At 61.9% G+C, this 15,647-nt stretch carries 19 protein-coding genes; 11 read left to right on the top strand and 8 right to left on the bottom strand.

Translation table 11 applies throughout. The features are described 5' to 3' along the window. Nucleotides 1–210: 210 nt before the first annotated feature. Nucleotides 211–1,302: a helix-turn-helix transcriptional regulator gene (locus C7441_RS13535; protein WP_146201467.1), complete on the top strand. Its 1,092-nt coding sequence runs from the start codon at nt 211–213 to the stop codon at nt 1,300–1,302. Nucleotides 1,303–1,345: 43 nt separating this feature from the next. Here C7441_RS13535 and C7441_RS13530 read toward each other — a convergent pair whose 3' ends face one another. The 3 genes from C7441_RS13530 to C7441_RS13520 form a co-directional block, all read right to left on the bottom strand. Beyond that, a complete protein-coding gene (locus C7441_RS13530; protein WP_109613313.1) occupies nt 1,346–1,759 on the bottom strand; it encodes a VOC family protein in 414 nt (137 codons plus the stop codon). A 23-nt stretch (nt 1,760–1,782) separates the two neighbouring features. Next, on the bottom strand, nt 1,783–2,658 hold the full coding sequence (locus C7441_RS13525) for an alpha/beta fold hydrolase (protein ID WP_109613312.1): 876 nt from the start codon (nt 2,656–2,658) through the stop codon (nt 1,783–1,785). Nucleotides 2,659–2,719: 61 nt separating this feature from the next. After that, the gene (locus C7441_RS13520; protein ID WP_109613311.1) at nt 2,720–3,055 is read right to left on the bottom strand and encodes a cupin domain-containing protein; all 336 of its coding nucleotides are present in this window, start codon (nt 3,053–3,055) and stop codon (nt 2,720–2,722) included. 158 nt (nt 3,056–3,213) lie between these two features. Here C7441_RS13520 and C7441_RS13515 point away from each other — a divergent pair, with 158 nt between their 5' ends. Next, the gene (locus C7441_RS13515; protein WP_109613310.1) at nt 3,214–3,783 is read left to right on the top strand and encodes a MarR family winged helix-turn-helix transcriptional regulator; all 570 of its coding nucleotides are present in this window, start codon (nt 3,214–3,216) and stop codon (nt 3,781–3,783) included. A gap of 92 nt (nt 3,784–3,875) precedes the next feature. Here C7441_RS13515 and C7441_RS13510 read toward each other — a convergent pair whose 3' ends face one another. Together C7441_RS13510 and C7441_RS13505 are read right to left on the bottom strand one after the other, a co-directional pair. Continuing rightward, complete coding sequence (locus C7441_RS13510) at nt 3,876–4,352, bottom strand: anthrone oxygenase family protein (RefSeq protein ID WP_109613309.1); 477 nt, start codon at nt 4,350–4,352, stop codon at nt 3,876–3,878. 47 nt (nt 4,353–4,399) lie between these two features. Further along, entirely contained in the window at nt 4,400–5,236 is an 837-nt protein-coding gene (locus C7441_RS13505; RefSeq protein WP_109613308.1) for an NmrA family NAD(P)-binding protein, read from the bottom strand. Between the two features lie 100 nt (nt 5,237–5,336). On the opposite strand from C7441_RS13505, the gene C7441_RS13500 reads away from it, so the two are divergent. The 5 genes from C7441_RS13500 (at nt 5,337) to C7441_RS13480 (ending at nt 8,244) form a co-directional block, all read left to right on the top strand. Beyond that, entirely contained in the window at nt 5,337–5,987 is a 651-nt protein-coding gene (locus tag C7441_RS13500) for a TetR/AcrR family transcriptional regulator (protein WP_109613307.1), read from the top strand. Between the two features lie 289 nt (nt 5,988–6,276). Beyond that, a complete protein-coding gene (locus tag C7441_RS13495; RefSeq protein WP_170125125.1) occupies nt 6,277–6,855 on the top strand; it encodes a TetR/AcrR family transcriptional regulator in 579 nt (192 codons plus the stop codon). A 41-nt stretch (nt 6,856–6,896) separates the two neighbouring features. Continuing rightward, nucleotides 6,897–7,397: a hypothetical protein gene (locus C7441_RS13490; RefSeq protein ID WP_244916149.1), complete on the top strand. Its 501-nt coding sequence runs from the start codon at nt 6,897–6,899 to the stop codon at nt 7,395–7,397. Next, on the top strand, nt 7,394–7,987 hold the full coding sequence (locus C7441_RS13485; protein ID WP_244916148.1) for an OmpA family protein: 594 nt from the start codon (nt 7,394–7,396) through the stop codon (nt 7,985–7,987). The genes C7441_RS13490 and C7441_RS13485 overlap by 4 nt, the downstream gene beginning before the upstream one ends. Before the next feature lie 41 nt (nt 7,988–8,028). Continuing rightward, nucleotides 8,029–8,244, top strand: coding sequence for a DUF4287 domain-containing protein (locus tag C7441_RS13480; protein WP_109613439.1), 216 nt, complete (start codon nt 8,029–8,031; stop codon nt 8,242–8,244). A 155-nt stretch (nt 8,245–8,399) separates the two neighbouring features. Here C7441_RS13480 and C7441_RS13475 read toward each other — a convergent pair whose 3' ends face one another. Next, nucleotides 8,400–9,881, bottom strand: a complete 1,482-nt coding sequence (locus C7441_RS13475; protein WP_109613305.1) for a multicopper oxidase family protein — start codon at nt 9,879–9,881, stop codon at nt 8,400–8,402. A 638-nt stretch (nt 9,882–10,519) separates the two neighbouring features. Here C7441_RS13475 and C7441_RS13470 point away from each other — a divergent pair. The 4 genes from C7441_RS13470 (at nt 10,520) to C7441_RS13455 (ending at nt 13,833) form a co-directional block, all read left to right on the top strand. Continuing rightward, entirely contained in the window at nt 10,520–10,912 is a 393-nt protein-coding gene (locus tag C7441_RS13470) for a GFA family protein (RefSeq protein ID WP_109613304.1), read from the top strand. A 190-nt stretch (nt 10,913–11,102) separates the two neighbouring features. Further along, entirely contained in the window at nt 11,103–12,044 is a 942-nt protein-coding gene (locus C7441_RS13465; protein WP_109613303.1) for a nucleoside hydrolase, read from the top strand. Between the two features lie 12 nt (nt 12,045–12,056). Continuing rightward, nucleotides 12,057–12,680, top strand: coding sequence for a TetR/AcrR family transcriptional regulator (locus C7441_RS13460; RefSeq protein ID WP_109613302.1), 624 nt, complete (start codon nt 12,057–12,059; stop codon nt 12,678–12,680). A gap of 37 nt (nt 12,681–12,717) precedes the next feature. Next, complete coding sequence (locus C7441_RS13455) at nt 12,718–13,833, top strand: pyridoxal phosphate-dependent aminotransferase (protein WP_109613301.1); 1,116 nt, start codon at nt 12,718–12,720, stop codon at nt 13,831–13,833. An 80-nt stretch (nt 13,834–13,913) separates the two neighbouring features. Here C7441_RS13455 and C7441_RS13450 read toward each other — a convergent pair whose 3' ends face one another. Next, nucleotides 13,914–14,717, bottom strand: coding sequence for an amino acid ABC transporter ATP-binding protein (locus tag C7441_RS13450; RefSeq protein WP_109613300.1), 804 nt, complete (start codon nt 14,715–14,717; stop codon nt 13,914–13,916). Beyond that, nucleotides 14,714–15,631, bottom strand: coding sequence for an amino acid ABC transporter permease (locus C7441_RS13445; RefSeq protein WP_109613299.1), 918 nt, complete (start codon nt 15,629–15,631; stop codon nt 14,714–14,716). Before C7441_RS13445 ends, C7441_RS13450 begins: the two co-directional genes overlap by 4 nt. Nucleotides 15,632–15,647 lie beyond the last annotated feature (16 nt).

The following is a 15,647-nucleotide window of genomic DNA, read 5'->3' as shown; positions in this document are numbered from 1 at the left end:
GGCTCCGCGCACCGATCTCCCGCAAGATCGTGCCATCTGTCGTGTATTCAACGTTGCCTCCGTGAACCTGTCCGCCGCGCAAGTTCAAGGGATTCCCGACAGAACCCCCCAAGTCCAGTTTATGCACGAAAGATAGCGGCCTGACTTCACCCCATGGGGTGAAGCTCTGGACTTCCAGGTGGGATAGGTCTCAATCCCGCACGCAATGACGTGATTCTGAGCGACCTCGTACAAGTGAATGCAACAACCGACGATCTGAACGATCTGGTCTACGCAGCCTTGCTGGGCGAGGTGACCTGGAAACACTTTCTCGATCAGCTGGCGGGCACGCTGCCAGGCGGCAAGGCGGCGCTCGTTATTCATGATAATTCCAACGGCGAAGGCTATACGCTTGGCGGATGCCAGGACGGAAAAGTCGTCGAACAATATAACAGCTACTATGGCAGGCTGAATCCTCTCCAGCCGCCTCTCTCATCCTGGACGATCGGCATTGCCGGATATGATGAGGAGCTGTTGCCACGCGAGGAACTGGTAAAGACGGAATTCTACAATGATTTCCTCGTGCCGCATGGATTGACCCATACGTCCGGCGTAAGGCTGGCCAGGTCGGGAAGTCAGTCGTTCAGCCTTGTCGTCGCCTATGACGGCGCGCAGGCGGTCCAGCGTTCCATAAGAACTCTCAACTCCCTCGCTCCGCATCTCAAGCGCGCCTTCGCATTTTATCACCGGAAGGGGCAACAGCCGGGCACGGCGAATGTTGCTTTGGACACGCTCGGCATCGGCGCAATCTTCACCGATGGAGAAAGGCGGGTCGTCGGGATCTCGAAGGCGGCGCAAACCATGCTTGCCGCTCCTTTCCCCATCCATGTTTCCATCGATGGCCGGCTCCGTTTCCGTAAGGAGAAAGCCGAGGCCGCGTACGAACAGATGCTGAAACGACATTATAACGGTCCCAGGTCGCTGGATTTTTTCTTCCAGAAAACCAAAGTCACCCTGGTTCGCGTGGATAAGGAATCCGAACCGCTCTATTTCGAAGGGGGCAACGTCGTTATTATCCTGGAACGCTTCGGCGCGGGGTCGGCTTCTCCCGATCTCCGGATGTTTTCCCATGTTTATAGACTTTCGAAGGGTGAAATGCGCGCTTTGTCGGGAATTTTTTCAGGCAAATCGCTCGATCAGATCGCCCTGGAAGCCGCGCTTTCGAAAGAAACCATCCGCTCGCAGTCCAAGAGCCTTTATGCAAAGACGGGAACCACCGGCGCGGCCGATATATTGAGGCTCCTGCACCGGTATTCGTCATAGTCTTGCACGGCCGGTCATGATCAGGACTGAGACCGTTTGCCGGCTACTTATGGGCTGATGCGGCACTCATATCCACCCAGACCGCTTCGAACACATGGCCATCGGGGTCCTCGAAGGCGCGGTTGTACAGCCAGCCCAGGTCCATGCGCTCGCGCATGTCGGCCTTGCCGCCAGTTGCGGCCGCCGCCCCGACAATGGCGTCGACCTCCGCGCGACTGTCGCGGGACATGGCAAGCAGCACCTCGCTTGTCGCATGGGCATCGGCGATCGCCTTCGGCGTGAAGGTTGCGAAATAGTCGCGTGTCAACAGATGGAAGGTGATGGTGTCGGACCAGACCATGCTCGACGACTGATGGTCGCTGAACTGCTCGTTCTTCTCGCATCCGATCGCCTCGTAGAAACGGGTCGCGGCAGCCAGGTTGGTAACCGGCAGATTGATGAAGATCATCTTCGACATTGCGGTTCTCCCTTGGGTACTGGTTATTTCGCTTGCGGCTCGAACCAGCCCTTCGGCGTCTCGCCGTCGAGGAAAGGTTCGATCAGGGCGCGCAGCAACTCGGTCTGGCCCATGATGGCGGTGTGCGAGGTTCCCGGCAGAATGGCGAGGCGCGAGTCCGGCAAGGGCCTGCCCTGGTCCCCCATCACTCCGCCGCCGAGCAACCGGAACATTGCCAGGCTATGTTCATGGTCGACGATGTCAGCGTCTCCCTGAATGATGAGGATCGGCGTTTTCAGCGCAGCCACGTCTGCCTCCCAGGCCATCGGCTGGTGCTCTAGGGCGATAAGCTTGTCCACGAGCGCGGGAAAACCTTCCGGGTCGGCCGCCAGTTCGCGATAGGCGTCTTCCATTGGCGTCCCCAAAAACATCTCAGGGGCGATCTGCGGCACGAAGGCCCGGTAATCGGGATGCCAGCCCTTGAAATCGTAGGCGATGGAAGCCAGGGCCGCCCGGTCGACCTTCTCCGGATGCCGAATTGCCATCTGAAGGCCGACAGCCGCGCCCATCGAATAGCCGAAGACGTCCGCCTTCTCCACGCCGATGGCATCCATGAAAGCGGCGACGTCGTCGGCGAGTTTGGGATAGGTTATGGGCCTGTCGATATCGGTCGTGCGGCCATGGCCCTGCATTTCGACGGCGATGACCTGCCGGGACCGGGCGAGAACGGAAATGATCTCGCCCATCGTGCGAATGTTCATGTAGGCGCCGTGCAGGACGATGAGCGGATCGCCCTCGCCCGAGGTCTCGTAATACATTCGCATGCCGTTGACTTCGACGCGCGCGCCAACCGGGTCGGACTGTGCGATCGCCGGGCTGCTTGCAAACAGAGCGGCGGCAAGGAGTGCAGTGCGCAACATTGGTGCTTTCCTCGTTATTGTGCGGCAGAACCCAGCTTCGACGGAACCGAGGACAGGCAGCTCAAACCAATGTCTGGAGGATCCTGTCGCTGGGATGGATGCAGACGAGTTCGAGCCTGTCTTCTCCGACATTGGTGAAGCGATGCGGCACGCCGGCCGGTGCAATGACGATGTCTCCGGGCGCGGCGCGCGCCGTTTCATCTCCAACGATGAACTCGGCCTCGCCGCGCTTTACCACCCAGGTCTCGGGATAGGGATGCACATGCAGGCCCGCTCCTTGTCCCGGCGCGGCATCGACGAGGAACAGTGAAACCGGACCGCCGGTCTCGCGCCCTTCGTAACGCATCGTGCGGCTCTCACCGGGCTTCGGCTCGCGATGACGCAAGATCGTCACCATGCCGGTTTTCCTCCTCGCAACCTGTCAGCGCAAATATCTTGACGAGAAGACATATGTCGAGCTTGTCTTCGCATCAAGACAAAATATCTTCTTGTCGAGACATTCCGCCCATGGCACATGGTGTCTGTGTGACGGATATTCGGGCCAAGGGGCAGGAAATGACGGCAGGAGCCAGGACACGAGAAGGGGCGGCGGTAGGCGACCATGTCGATCGCCTGCGCGGCCAGTGGGCGCGCGAACTGCCTGATCTCGATACCGAGCCGATGGGAATTCTGGGGCGGGCGTCGCGCCTGACAAATCTGTTCCGCCCCGGCATGGAGGCGACATTTGCGAAGTTTGGCCTCGATCGTGGCGAGTTCGACGTGATCGCTACGCTGCGCCGTTCGGGGCCGCCCTATCGCCTGACTCCGACGCAGATATACACGTCGCTGATGATTTCCTCGGGCGGTCTTACCCACCGGCTGGACCGGCTCGAAAAGGCCGGGCTGGTGCAACGGGAAAAGTCGCAGGAGGATGGACGCAGCATGCTTGTGGCCTTGACCGAGGCCGGCATCTCGCGCGTTGAGGAAGCCTGTCGCGCGCATGTGGCGAACGAATCCGCGTTCCTTCAGGCCTTGAATGCGAAGGAGCGCGGCGCGCTTGCCGACCTGCTGAGAAAACTGCTTGTCGGCATTGAAAATGATACCCAGGGCCAGGTCTTGGCGACGAAGTCCAGGACCGACCGGTAGGCACGCAAAGATCGTTCCGGGCATTGCGTCGCTCCAATGAAAGAACTGCGGCACTAAGCGATTTTGCGCGGCGTTTTCCCGGTTCGCCCCTGCTAGCTGGTCGCCATGGCGAAGGCTGCCAGCGCTCCGGTGCAAGCCACTGCCCGCACATGGTTCCAGAACACCCAGCGGTCGAGAAACGTCGCCCAGATCGCCGCGCTGCCTGATGCGTCCGAGCCGGCGGCGGCCAGAGCGTCGTTCATCGGCACGTTGATAGCGAAGGTGACGGCGATGTTGCCGACGAGGTAGAGCAGCGCACCTGTCAGTATCCAGGCGGGCCTGGCCGTCCCGCCCAGCAGCGCGGCGACGACCAGCAGCAGGGCAAGCACCGCCGTGCCCGTGAAGATCGACAGGAAGAACGGATTCTGAATAACCACATTGATGTGGTTCATCGCCGTCATGCCTTGCGGGCCTGGCATCTTCGCCAGCGCCGGCATCACCGAATTCGAATAGGCGAAGAACAGGCCCGCCATCAGCCCGCTGCCCAGCAGGGCCAACAAGGTGATCGCGGGAACGAGCTTCGGGAGCATGGGTTGCCTCCATCGGGATTGACGAAACGAGGGGCGCGTCACGCGGGCTACGCCGGATTCCAGATGCCGCTTGCCGCCGCCTCGCGCACATAGGCGGAGAAGTCGCGCGCAGGGCGACCAAGCGCGCGCTGGACGCCGTCGGCAAGATATTCGTTGCGGCCGTCGAGGACGTGGGTGAACAATTCGTCGAGCAGCAGGACGAGGTTCTCCGGCAGGCCGGCCGCGGCGAGGCCGGCGCGGAACTCCTCCGACGAGATCCGCACGTACTGCACCGGACGTCCCGTGGTGGCCGCGATTTCGCCGGCTGCTTCAGCGAAGGTGAGCAGACGTGGACCGGTCACCTCGTAGAGCTGGCCGATATGGCGGTCGTCGGTCAACGCGGCCGCTGCGACGTCTGCTATGTCGTTGGCATCAACGAATGGCTCGCGCACCTCGCCCACCGGCAGCGCCATCTCGCCTGCAAGGATGGGGTCGAGCAGCGCAGCTTCGGAGAAGTTCTGCATGAACCAGCTCGAGCGGATGATCGTCAGCTCCGCGCCGATGGCCTTCAGCGCTTCCTCCGTTTCCTGGGCAGCCTCTTCGCCGCGGCCCGACAAGAAGACGAGCCGGCGAATGCCCATATCGAGCGCAAGCTTCGCCAATGTTTCGATGACATCCTTCGCGCCGGGCACCGTGAGATCGGGATAATAGCTGATATAGACGGCCCGCACGCCATCCAGCGCGGCCGGCCACGAGGACCGGTCGCCCCAATCGAAAGCCGGCTTTGCCGATCGCGAGCCGATGCGTACGGGCTGGCCGCGTGCGGCCAGCCGCTCCACGATGCGCCGTCCGGTCTTGCCGGTGCCGCCGAGAACGAGAATTGGCTTCCTGGGGTCTTGCGTCATTGTCTCTCCCCCTAAATATGAGGAACTCTCATATTGCAGAATGTGATAGATCGTCATATTCTGCCTGTCAAGAAAAATGTGAGAGATATTCATATTTCGCATGGCAGCGCCGTACACGACCCGTAAAGAACCCACGCAGCAGCGCAGCCGCGAGCGCGTCGAGCGCATGCTGACGGCAGCACGCGGCCTGATCGCCGAGCGCGGCAGCGACGCAATGAAGATGGGAGAGGTGGCCGAACGCGCCGGCGTGTCGATCGGCTCGCTGTATCAGTTCTTTCCCGATAAGAGCGCCATCATCCGCGCCCTGGCCGAGCGCTTCACGGCCGACAACCGCGCCTGCATCGATGCCGAGCTCGCCAGGGTTCGCGACGAACCAGGCTTCCTCACGGCCTTTGCCGGACTTGTCGACACCTATTATTCGATTTGCCTGGCGGAGCCGGTGATGCGCGACATCTGGTCGGGCACGCAGGTCGACACGACGTTGCGGGAACTCGAGCTTGCCGACAGCCGCGCCTGCGCTGACGCCGTTGCGACTGTCTGGCGACGCTTCCGTCCGGAGGCGAAGCCGGACGAACTCGCCTCGACGGCGTTTCTTATCTGGCAGTTGGGCGAGGCGACGATGCGGTTGGCTATATCCGTCGATCGCGCCGAAGGCGACCGCCTCGTCGAGATCTACAAGCGCATGGCATTGCGGGAGCTGGCGGGCAATTCGGCATCGCAGCTGCATAATATCCCAGCCACGCTCGATTGAGGGCGGGGCCGCGTTCCTGAAGCTCATGACCTGTCGCAGAAGCGATCAGCGCACGGCGTGACGGGGTGCAGGCGCAACTCATGCACAGCGATGCCTCCCCGCTTTTCCCACCCTTCTTCGATGGCTTTGCTTCATTCAAAACCGCTTGCAACATAAAACATCATGATTATGATGTTTTATGTGAACGTCGGGAACGCATATGCACAAAACCCCACAGCAGTTGCGCGCGCGGCGCCGTACGCAACAGGAGCGGCGCGAGGAAACGAGAAAAGCCCTGCTCGAAGGGATGATGTCCGCGCTGATCGAGCTTGGTTATGCGCGCACCACTACGAACGAGATCACACGCAGGGCGGGCCTGACGTCCGGCGCGCTGCAGCACCATTTTGCGTCGCGCGAAGAGCTCGTCCTGGCGCTGGCCGACTACCAGTTCGAGGAAGTTCGAACCCAGCTCGAGGCGTTCGCGAATGACGCAGATGCCAAGGCGGACTGGCAGACATTCATCGAGCTGCTGCGCGAGATCTATTCCGGCCCTCGCTACATGGCGATATGGGAAATCGTGATGGGGACGCGCGCGGACGCGCATTTGCATGCACTGGTCATGCAGCACCGCATCCAGTCGCAGGCTATTCTGGAACGGCTCTGGAGCAATGTCTTCGGTCAGCGCATTCCCGATCCAAGCAAGCGCGCCGACCTCATGCATTTCACCCTCGCCACCCTGCGCGGCTATGTATTCTACAACGTGATCGCGCCCGACAAACGCTTCCTGGAGCGACAAAAGGAGATGCTTTCTTCCTTTCTGGAAGCGGAAATGCATCCTTCGGAAGGAAGGGCCTCCGTAACGCCGGGCGCGATCCCGCCTCACCCATAGCCCCATCCACATCATGATATTTCAACAGGAGAGAACCGCGAATGTGTTCAAACAGATCCAATTTGCGTATCGCCGCCTGTCTCGCCCTGGCGATCGGTAGCGCTACCGGCGTCACTGCAGCTCGATCCCAGGCATTGGCCACCTCCAAGCCGCCATTGGCAACCGGGATAACCAATAGCGGTGCGGCGGAAGCGCAAGTCATCGAGGCAACCCGCAAGGGAGATATCCTCACGATCAAGATTCGATTTGCACCCCTCGTACCGGACAAGATGGAATCGATCTATGCCCAGATCACCGAGAAGGATTACGAAAACAGCTTCTACGTGCTTGCAGGTGACAAAAAATACCTTCTGCTGAGAGACAGCCAGGACACGCCACTGGCAAGCCCGCAGCTTTCCATTCGCAACACCAGGGACTCAACGGTGTCGGGCACCTGGTATGGAAGATTTCCCGCACCGCCCAAGGACATTACGGAAGTCTCCCTGACCATCCACGGTGTCGAGACGATCGATGCCATTCCGATTGCCGACAAACAGCCATGAGCAAGTTCGCGAGAATGGCGGCTCTTGCGGTCTTGTTTTCGACAGGCCATGCGAGCGCCGAAGCGTCGGAATACAAATGCGAGGTCAGGGACCTCAAGGCAACAATCCTGAACTTGAAAGGTCTTCCGCAAGATCTGGATTCCACGGTTTCGGCGCTGTCTGCCCGCATCGAGGACCTTGCCTCCAATCGGAGCGATCTGACGGTGCATCAGGAAGATAACGTCGTCAGGGTCTCGATGACGGGTGATGTGCTGTTCGATTTCGACAAGGCGGACATTCGAACAGCCGCGGAACCGACACTCAAGGAGATCGCTCGCCTCATCGCATCGATCCCCGTCGGCAAAACGGTCATCGAGGGCCACACCGATTCCAGGGGTTCGGATAGCTACAACCGGACCCTTTCCCTGCGCCGGGCGAAAGCTGTCGCCACATGGCTCGTGGCGCATGGCGCCGACAGGGAAAAGCTGAGGGTCGTCGGCTTGGGCAGCAGCCGGCCGGTTGCGCCGAACGAGAGTAACAGCGGATCGGACAACCCGGAAGGACGCGCATTGAACCGGCGCGTCGAGTTCGTACTGCCCAGGACCCAATGAAGGCGGCCAGCCTTTTCAGAGAGACCCATGGAGGAGCGACCATGTCGCAAGGCAATGCAATCAAAGGCCCAAAGTCGTACTTTCCCTCCATCGAGAAAAAGTACGGCAAGCCGATAAGCCATTGGCTGGATATCCTCGAAGCATTGAATAGCAAAAAGCACATGGAAATGGTCCAGCTTCTCAAGGAGGAGCACGGCCTGGGCCACGGACACGCCAACGCTCTGGTTGCCCATCATCGGGCGCAAAGCGCACCCTAGAGCCCGCTGCTTCGGTTCATTCCATAGCTGCAAGGAAGCGATGAATGGCTGCGCGCATCGCCTTCACCCGAATCCCGTCTCGCATCAATGCGCAACTGCTTGGCCATGTATCTCTGGACACGCCCCGGCAGTGTCAGCCACCGGGGCGTATCGCGTCAGGCCTGGTAGGCCATCGACGTCATCATACCTCCGGCCATGTGGTAAAGGTGGTGACAGTGAAGCGCCCATCTGCCGAAATTGTCGGCGTCGAAGGCGATGGTCACCCTGCCCATATGGGCAGGCACCAGCACGGTGTCGCGCATGGCTCCGGCAAAGCGCCGGCCGTTGATTGCCACCACCTGAAAGTGGTGGCCGTGCAGATGCATCGGGTGCGACATGGTGGTGTGGTTCATGAAGGTCAGTTCGAAGCGATCGCCGCTCTTCACGGCCAGCGGCGTGTCGGAGCCGTGCAACACGCCGTCGAGCGTCCAGGCATAGTTTGGCCCCTCACCCAGCATCATGGTGTGCTCGCGCGTGGCCGCTTTCTCCGTAAGCGGCTCGGTCGCACGCAGCTTCTGCTCGAGTTCGATGCCGACGGTCGGGAAGTCCTCGCTGGCCATGCCGTCGTGCTTGCCGACCGCGGCCCCCTTGGCCGCAAGCACGACACCGGTACGCATGCGCCCGCCCTCCTGCACAGCGAAGACGGGCCATGCCGAAGTCTCCTTCGGCAGTTCGAGCAGAATGTCGAGGCGCTGGGCGACGGCGAATTCGAAGCGCGATCCCACGAGCGGCTCGACCGGCAAACCGTCGACGGCGATCAGTTTGCCCGGCAGTTGGCCAAGGTCTACCCACATATTGGTGCTGGCCGCACCGTTGATCAGCCGCAGACGGACACGACCGCCGGGCTCGACCGCAAAGACCTCCGGGTCGTCGAGCGTGCGGTCATTGGCAAGCAGGGCGTCATATTGCACGTCCTGCAGATGGACCATGCCGCCCATCTGCATTCCGCCCATGTCCATACCGCCATGGCCCATGCTGCCATGGTCCATCTGGCCGGCGCCCATCGACATGCCGGACATTTGCATTGCCTGCATGTCGTGGCCGCCGTCCTTGAGTTCGGCCAGGATTTCGGCGGGATCGCGGAAGGTGAAGTCGTGGAACAGCACCACGATTTCCTGCACGTCGCTGCCGGCATCTGCCGGATCATGGACGATCAGCGGGGCGGCAAGCAGATGCTGCTCCTGCAGGCCGAAATGCGAATGCATCCAGAAGGTGCCGGGACGGGCGACCGGAAAGTCGTAGTCGTAGCTGTCACCGTCGGGGATCGGCTCTTGCGAGATGCCGTCAACGCCGTCCTGCTGCCAGGGTGGGGTCAGGCCGTGCCAGTGGATAACTGTCGGCTCGCCGATCCGGTTGTCGAGCCGGACACGGAAATTGTCCCCCGCCGTCATGACGAGGCCGGAACTTCCGTCCGCCTGGGTGAGGCCGAAGACATTGGCAGCACGGCCCTTGACCTCGATGACACGTTTGCCAGCGGTGATGACCTTGTGACCGGCCGCGCGGGCGGGGCGGGCAGGAAGCAGAAGCGAAGGAACCGCAGCAGCGGATAGTGTTGCGGCGGATGCCGCGAGGAAGCCGCGGCGCGAAAAAGTGTTCATTGCAGAGTCTCCAAAACTGATGGTTTCCCGGTGCATGGCAGCCGGGGTGGTCGCGCTGGTGCGAGTCTTCAGTTCAGGAGCATGATGGCGGTCGGGGACAGGGCGAAGCCGCCGTTCCTCGAAGGGGGGCCGTGGTCGTTGGAAATGACGATTTTCCCACCGTTTCGGGGAAAGCCGCCGGCTGGGGCAGCGGCGCACAAAAATTGCAGGAAGCCAGGCATTGGACGAGACAAGCGTTGTCTCGCCCGTCCTGGGAGAGACCGCCGCAACAGGCGGCATTCGCCTTGCTGTGATGCGCCATCGCCTGGGGGGCATGCGGGCTGATGGCCGGATGGGCAGACGCTGCCTGCCCCAGAGCAATAAGAACCAGCAGCAACGGCAGCATGAGCCGCAGGAGCCCGCTTGTGGCAGACCATGCTTCCGACAGCGCCGCACGCACGCGTGGCGCAGGAACCCTGCGCTGGCGTGCCGTTGCGGAAAGGTGCTGTGTCGAATCCATGCTCATGCCATATGGGCGCCCATGCCCCGGCGGTCAAGCAACCTCCCCTGTCGCCTTTCCACAATGCGCGCCGCGCGATTGCAATGGCGGTGCCGTTCGTTGTAGCCATTGCAACTGCGGGGTCTGGAGGAGACGCAGCATGGACCGTTTCACTGGCGGCTGCCTGTGCGGCAACGTGCGAATTGTGGCGTCGGGACAGCCATACCGGGTCGGCCTTTGTCACTGTCTCGACTGCCGCAAACATCATGGCGCCCTTTTTCACGCTTCCGCGGTGTTCCCTCGGGAAGCGGTGACGATCGAAGGCGAAACACGCGACTATGCCGGGCGATTTTTCTGTCCCCGCTGCGGCTCGCCCGTTTTCGGACGCACCGGAGACGAGGTCGAAGTGAATCTGGGATCCCTGGACGCGCCCGACCAACTGACGCCGACCTATGAGCTCTGGACCGTCCGTCGCGAGGCATGGTTGCCGCCATTCCCGCTCGCGAGACGGTATGAGCGCGATCGTGACGCCACGAGCCGCTTTGAGGAATAGGTCGCGCGACCGCTGCTGAGCCGCCGCTTCCGGTGGCGCGGGACGCGCCCTGCGCGGGTTCTTAGATCATCCTTGTCATGGCCTACCGGCTTTTCCGGAATCGAATCCGGCTGTGCCATTCGATGCTCCTATGTCTTGAAAATACAGTACAGTCCTGTATGTTTTCGCGACTGCCAGGGAGGAGACCGAAATGGCGCCGCGCAAGATCATCATCGACACCGATCCCGGCCAGGACGATGCCTTTGCAATTCTTTTCGCGCTCGGGTCGCCCGAACTCGAGGTGCTTGCACTCACCACGGTGGGCGGCAACGTGCCGCTCGCGCTCACCTCGCGCAACGCCCTGCAGATCGCCGAGCTTGCCGGCCGCTCCGACGTGCCGGTCTATGCCGGCTGCGCCCGCCCGATGGTCAAGCAGCTCAAGACTGCCGAATATGTCCACGGCCCGACCGGCATCGACGGCTGCGTGCTGCCTGAACCGTCGGTTTCGCTGCAGGACAAGCATGCCGTCAATTTTCTCGTCGAAACGCTGATGGCCGCTCCCGAGGGCGAGATCACCGTCTGCACGCTGGGGCCGATGACCAATCTCGGCATGGCCATGGTGATGGAGCCACGCATCATTCCCCGCATCCGCGAAGTGGTGCTGATGGGCGGCGGCTTCTTCGAAGGCGGCAATGCAACGCCGGCGGCGGAGTTCAACATCTGGGTCGATCCGCACGCCGCAAGTGTCGTGTTCGAATCCGGCGTGCCCGTCACCATGGCCGGCATCGACTGCACCTACACCGCACAGATGACGCCAGAGTGGCTGCAGAATCTGCGCGCACTGGGCAGCCGTTCGGCCGTCGAGGCAGCCAATATGGCCGACTTCTACCGGCAGTACGGTTCGCACAAATTCCCCACCGAGGCCCGCCCGATCCATGACGCCTGCGTCACCGGCTATCTGCTCGCACCGCATCTCTACGAACAGAAGCAGTGCAACGTCACCATCGAACTGATGTCGCCCGAGACCATCGGCATGACGGTGGTGGACTGGTGGCACGTCACCGGCCGCCGCAAGAACTGCAATGTCTTGCGCCGCATCGACGCCGACGGCTTCTTCGCGCTGATGCTGGAGCGCTTCGGCAACCTGCCGTAAGCGGGTGAAGCCATGAGCCCGAAAGCCGACCCTCCCGCACCGAAGCCGAAAAGGCCGGGCGCGGCCGTGCCGGAAGCGCGCAAGACGCTGTCGCGCGAAGCATGGATAGCCGCCGCCATCGGGGTTCTCGAAAAGAAGGGCATCGCCAACGTCAAGGTCGATCGCCTGTCGCGACAGCTCAAGGTCACGCGCGGCAGCTTCTATTTCCACTTCCGGAACCTGAAGGATCTGCTCGACAGCCTTCGGGAGGAATGGCGCCAGCGCAATTGCCGACCTTTCCAGGACCTTCTCGATGTCGAGTTCAGCGATGGGCTGGCATGCTTCGATGCCGTCACCGGTGTCTGGATCAGGGAGGACCCTTTCAGCCCGCGGCTCGATCTTGCCATTCGCGACTGGGCGCGCAGCTCCGCCGCCATTGCCGCCGAGGTGACGAGGCAAGACGATTTTCGCATGTCGCTGCTCGTCGATGCATTCATGGCCATGGGCTACGACGCCGACGAGAGCCTGATCCGCGCCCGCATCACCTATTTCCAGCAGATCGGCTACTACGCCACCTATTTCAAGGAACCGCCGGCCGAGCGAAAACGCTTCCGGCCGCTCTACACCAGAATTCTGGTCGGCAAGGCCGGCCACTGAAGATACCAGATCGTCACGAACCGGGTTCGAGGAAAACATGTCACTGCCAGTTCCCTACCTAGCCTCCCGCACGCTGACCGTCGTGAAGCCCATCGATACGTCGGGCGCCAGGCGCGTCGTCAATCTCGGGCTCAACGAAAGCTGGCTCGGCACGCCGCCCGGCGCGATCGAGGCGATCCGCGCCACCGCAGAAAGCGTGCACCGCTATTCCGACCCTGGCTGCAAGGCCATGCGCGCGGCGATCGGCAGCACGTTTTCACTGGACCCTGCCCGCATCGTCTGCGGCAACGGCTCGGAGGAGCTTCTCGACGCCATCGGCCGCGTCTATGCGCGTGCGGGCGACGAGATTCTGTTTCCGGCCTATTCCTTCCTGCAATTTGCCATCGTCGCCTACCGCATCGGCGCAAGGGCCGTCGAAGTGCCGCTGGCCGCGAATTTTGCGGTGGACGTGGATGCAATTCTGGCGGCTGTCACACCGGCAACGCGCGTGGTCTTTCTCGCCAACCCCAACAACCCCACCGGCGTTGCCGTGCCGATGGCGGATGTGGCGCGGCTTGCCCGCGAGTTGCCTTCGCATATCGTGCTCGTGCTGGACGCGGCTTATGCCGAATATGTCGATCCGGCCGAAGCGATGAAGAATTACGAGATCACCGACAGGCATCCCAATGTGGTGGTGACGCGCACCTTCTCCAAGGCCTATGGGCTGGCGGCCGCGCGCGCCGGCTGGGCCTATGCCCATCCGGACATGGCAACCGCGCTCAACAATGTGCGCGGCATCGGCAACGTGAACGGCATGGCGCAGGCGGCCGCGGCAGTCGCCATTGCCGCGCAGGATTTTGTCAGGGAAGTCCGTGAGCGCACCGCCGAGGGGCGTGAATACCTGCATGGCCGGCTGCGCTCACTCGGCTTCGAGCTTTCGCCCAGTGTCGCCAATTTTGCCTTTGCCCGCCTGCCCGGCGCGCCGGCCGGATGGGCGCAGGAAACCGTCGCGCGGCTGGCCAGACAGGGCTTCGTCTTCCGCTCGAACGAGGATTACGGCCTGCCGGACTGGCTGCGCGTCACAGTCGCGGACAAGGCCGATCTCGACGAGATGCTGGATCTGCTGGCAGTCGAGGTGGATGCGGCGGACACGAAGCTCGCCGTCGAAGGATAAGCGGCCCACAGACCTTGCTCAAGCAAACGGACAAGGCCCGGCACAACCGGGCCTTGTCCGTTTTGATCATCGACGCCCGTTTACAGGACCCGCGACAGAAATTCCCGTGTGCGTGGCGACTGTGGATTGGCGATCATGTCGCGTGGCGCACCGCGTTCTTCCACCACGCCGCGATCCATGAAGATCAGCTGGTCGCCGACCTCGCGCGCGAAGCCGATCTCGTGCGTCACCACCACCATGGTCATGCCGCTTTCTGCAAGATCGCGCATGACCAACAGCACCTCTCCGACCAGTTCCGGGTCGAGCGCCGAGGTTGGCTCGTCGAACAGGAGCACCTTGGGGTTCATCGCCAGCGCCCGCGCAATCGCCACGCGCTGCTGCTGGCCGCCGGAAAGTTGTCGCGGGTAGCAGGTGGCCTTGTCGGCCAGCCCTACGCGTTCCAACAGCGCATGGGCCTTGTCCCTTGCTTCGCCACGCGGCATGCCCTTCACCATGATCGGTGCTTCGATCAGGTTTTCCAGAACCGTCATATGCGAGAACAGGTTGAAGGACTGGAATACCATGCCGATATCGGCACGGCGCTTGCACAGAAGATCGTTCCTGACCTCATAGAGCTTGCCATTGCGCAGGTCGTAGCCAACGAACTCGCCATCGACCAGAAGCACGCCGCCGCTCACCTCCTCGAGATGGTTGATGCAGCGCAGGAAGGTGCTCTTGCCCGAGCCGGAGGGGCCGATGATGCATGCCACCGAACCGGACGGCACATTGAGGTCGATGCCCTTCAGGACTTCGAGGGTTCCGAACGACTTGCGTACACCCTGCGCAAAGACCATCGAGTCCTGCGGGACACCGAAACGGGACTGGTTTTCTGCTCTCGATGTCATGCCGGCTGGGCCACCCGTCCGATTTTGAAGGCGCGATGCAGGATACCGCGCGCCGCGCCTGCCTGCTGGTCGCTCCTGCCGTAATATTGCTCGATATAGTGCTGGCAGATTGACAGGATGGTGACGACGAACAGGTACCAGAAGGCGACCACGATCAGCAGCGGTATGGTCTCGAAGGTGCGCGCATAAATGCTTTGCGCGGCATAGAGGAGATCGTTCACCGCGATCATGGTGACCAGGGACGTCGTCTTGAGCAGGTTGATCGTCTCGTTGCCCGTCGGCGGCACGATGAAGCGCATCGCCTGCGGCAGGGTGATGCGCCGCAGGATCAGTCGATGGTTCATACCCAGGCTACCGGCGGCTTCCGTCTGGCCGCCGGGAACGGACTTGATGCCTGCGCGCACGATCTCGGCCATATAGCCGGCTTCATGCAGCGACAGTGCAACGACCGCCGCCACGAAAGGCGTCATGACGTCATTGGTCTTGACGGTGAAGATCGTGCCGATGAAGGGCAGCGTCAGCGAGATTTCGCGCACGATGAGCGACAGGTTGAACCAGAAAATGAGCTGTATCAGCGCCGGAGCCCCGCGGAAGAACCAGATATAGGCGCTGGCGAATGCGTTGAGGATACGGCTTGGCGACAGCCGCATGATGGCAACGACGGTGCCGATGATGATCGCCAGCACCATGATCGTCACCGTCAGCAGCAGCGTCTGGGCAAGGCCGCGCATGATGGAGGCGTGGAAAAGATATTTGCCGACGGTCGGCCAGTCGAAAGCCGGATTCGTGGCCAGTGCCTTCACGATCAGGGCCAGAATCGCAAGAGCCGCAGCAGTGCCGATCCATAGACCGTAATGGCGCAGAGGAACGACGACCAGGTCCTCGGCGATCGCGCGCGTTTCGACTTTCGACATTCAGCCGTCCTCCCGA

Origin of the sequence: Pseudaminobacter salicylatoxidans (assembly GCF_003148475.1) — a bacterium.
GTDB classification, from domain to species: domain Bacteria; phylum Pseudomonadota; class Alphaproteobacteria; order Rhizobiales; family Rhizobiaceae; genus Pseudaminobacter; species Pseudaminobacter salicylatoxidans.
This window is presented reverse-complemented; position numbering and strand designations above follow the sequence as displayed.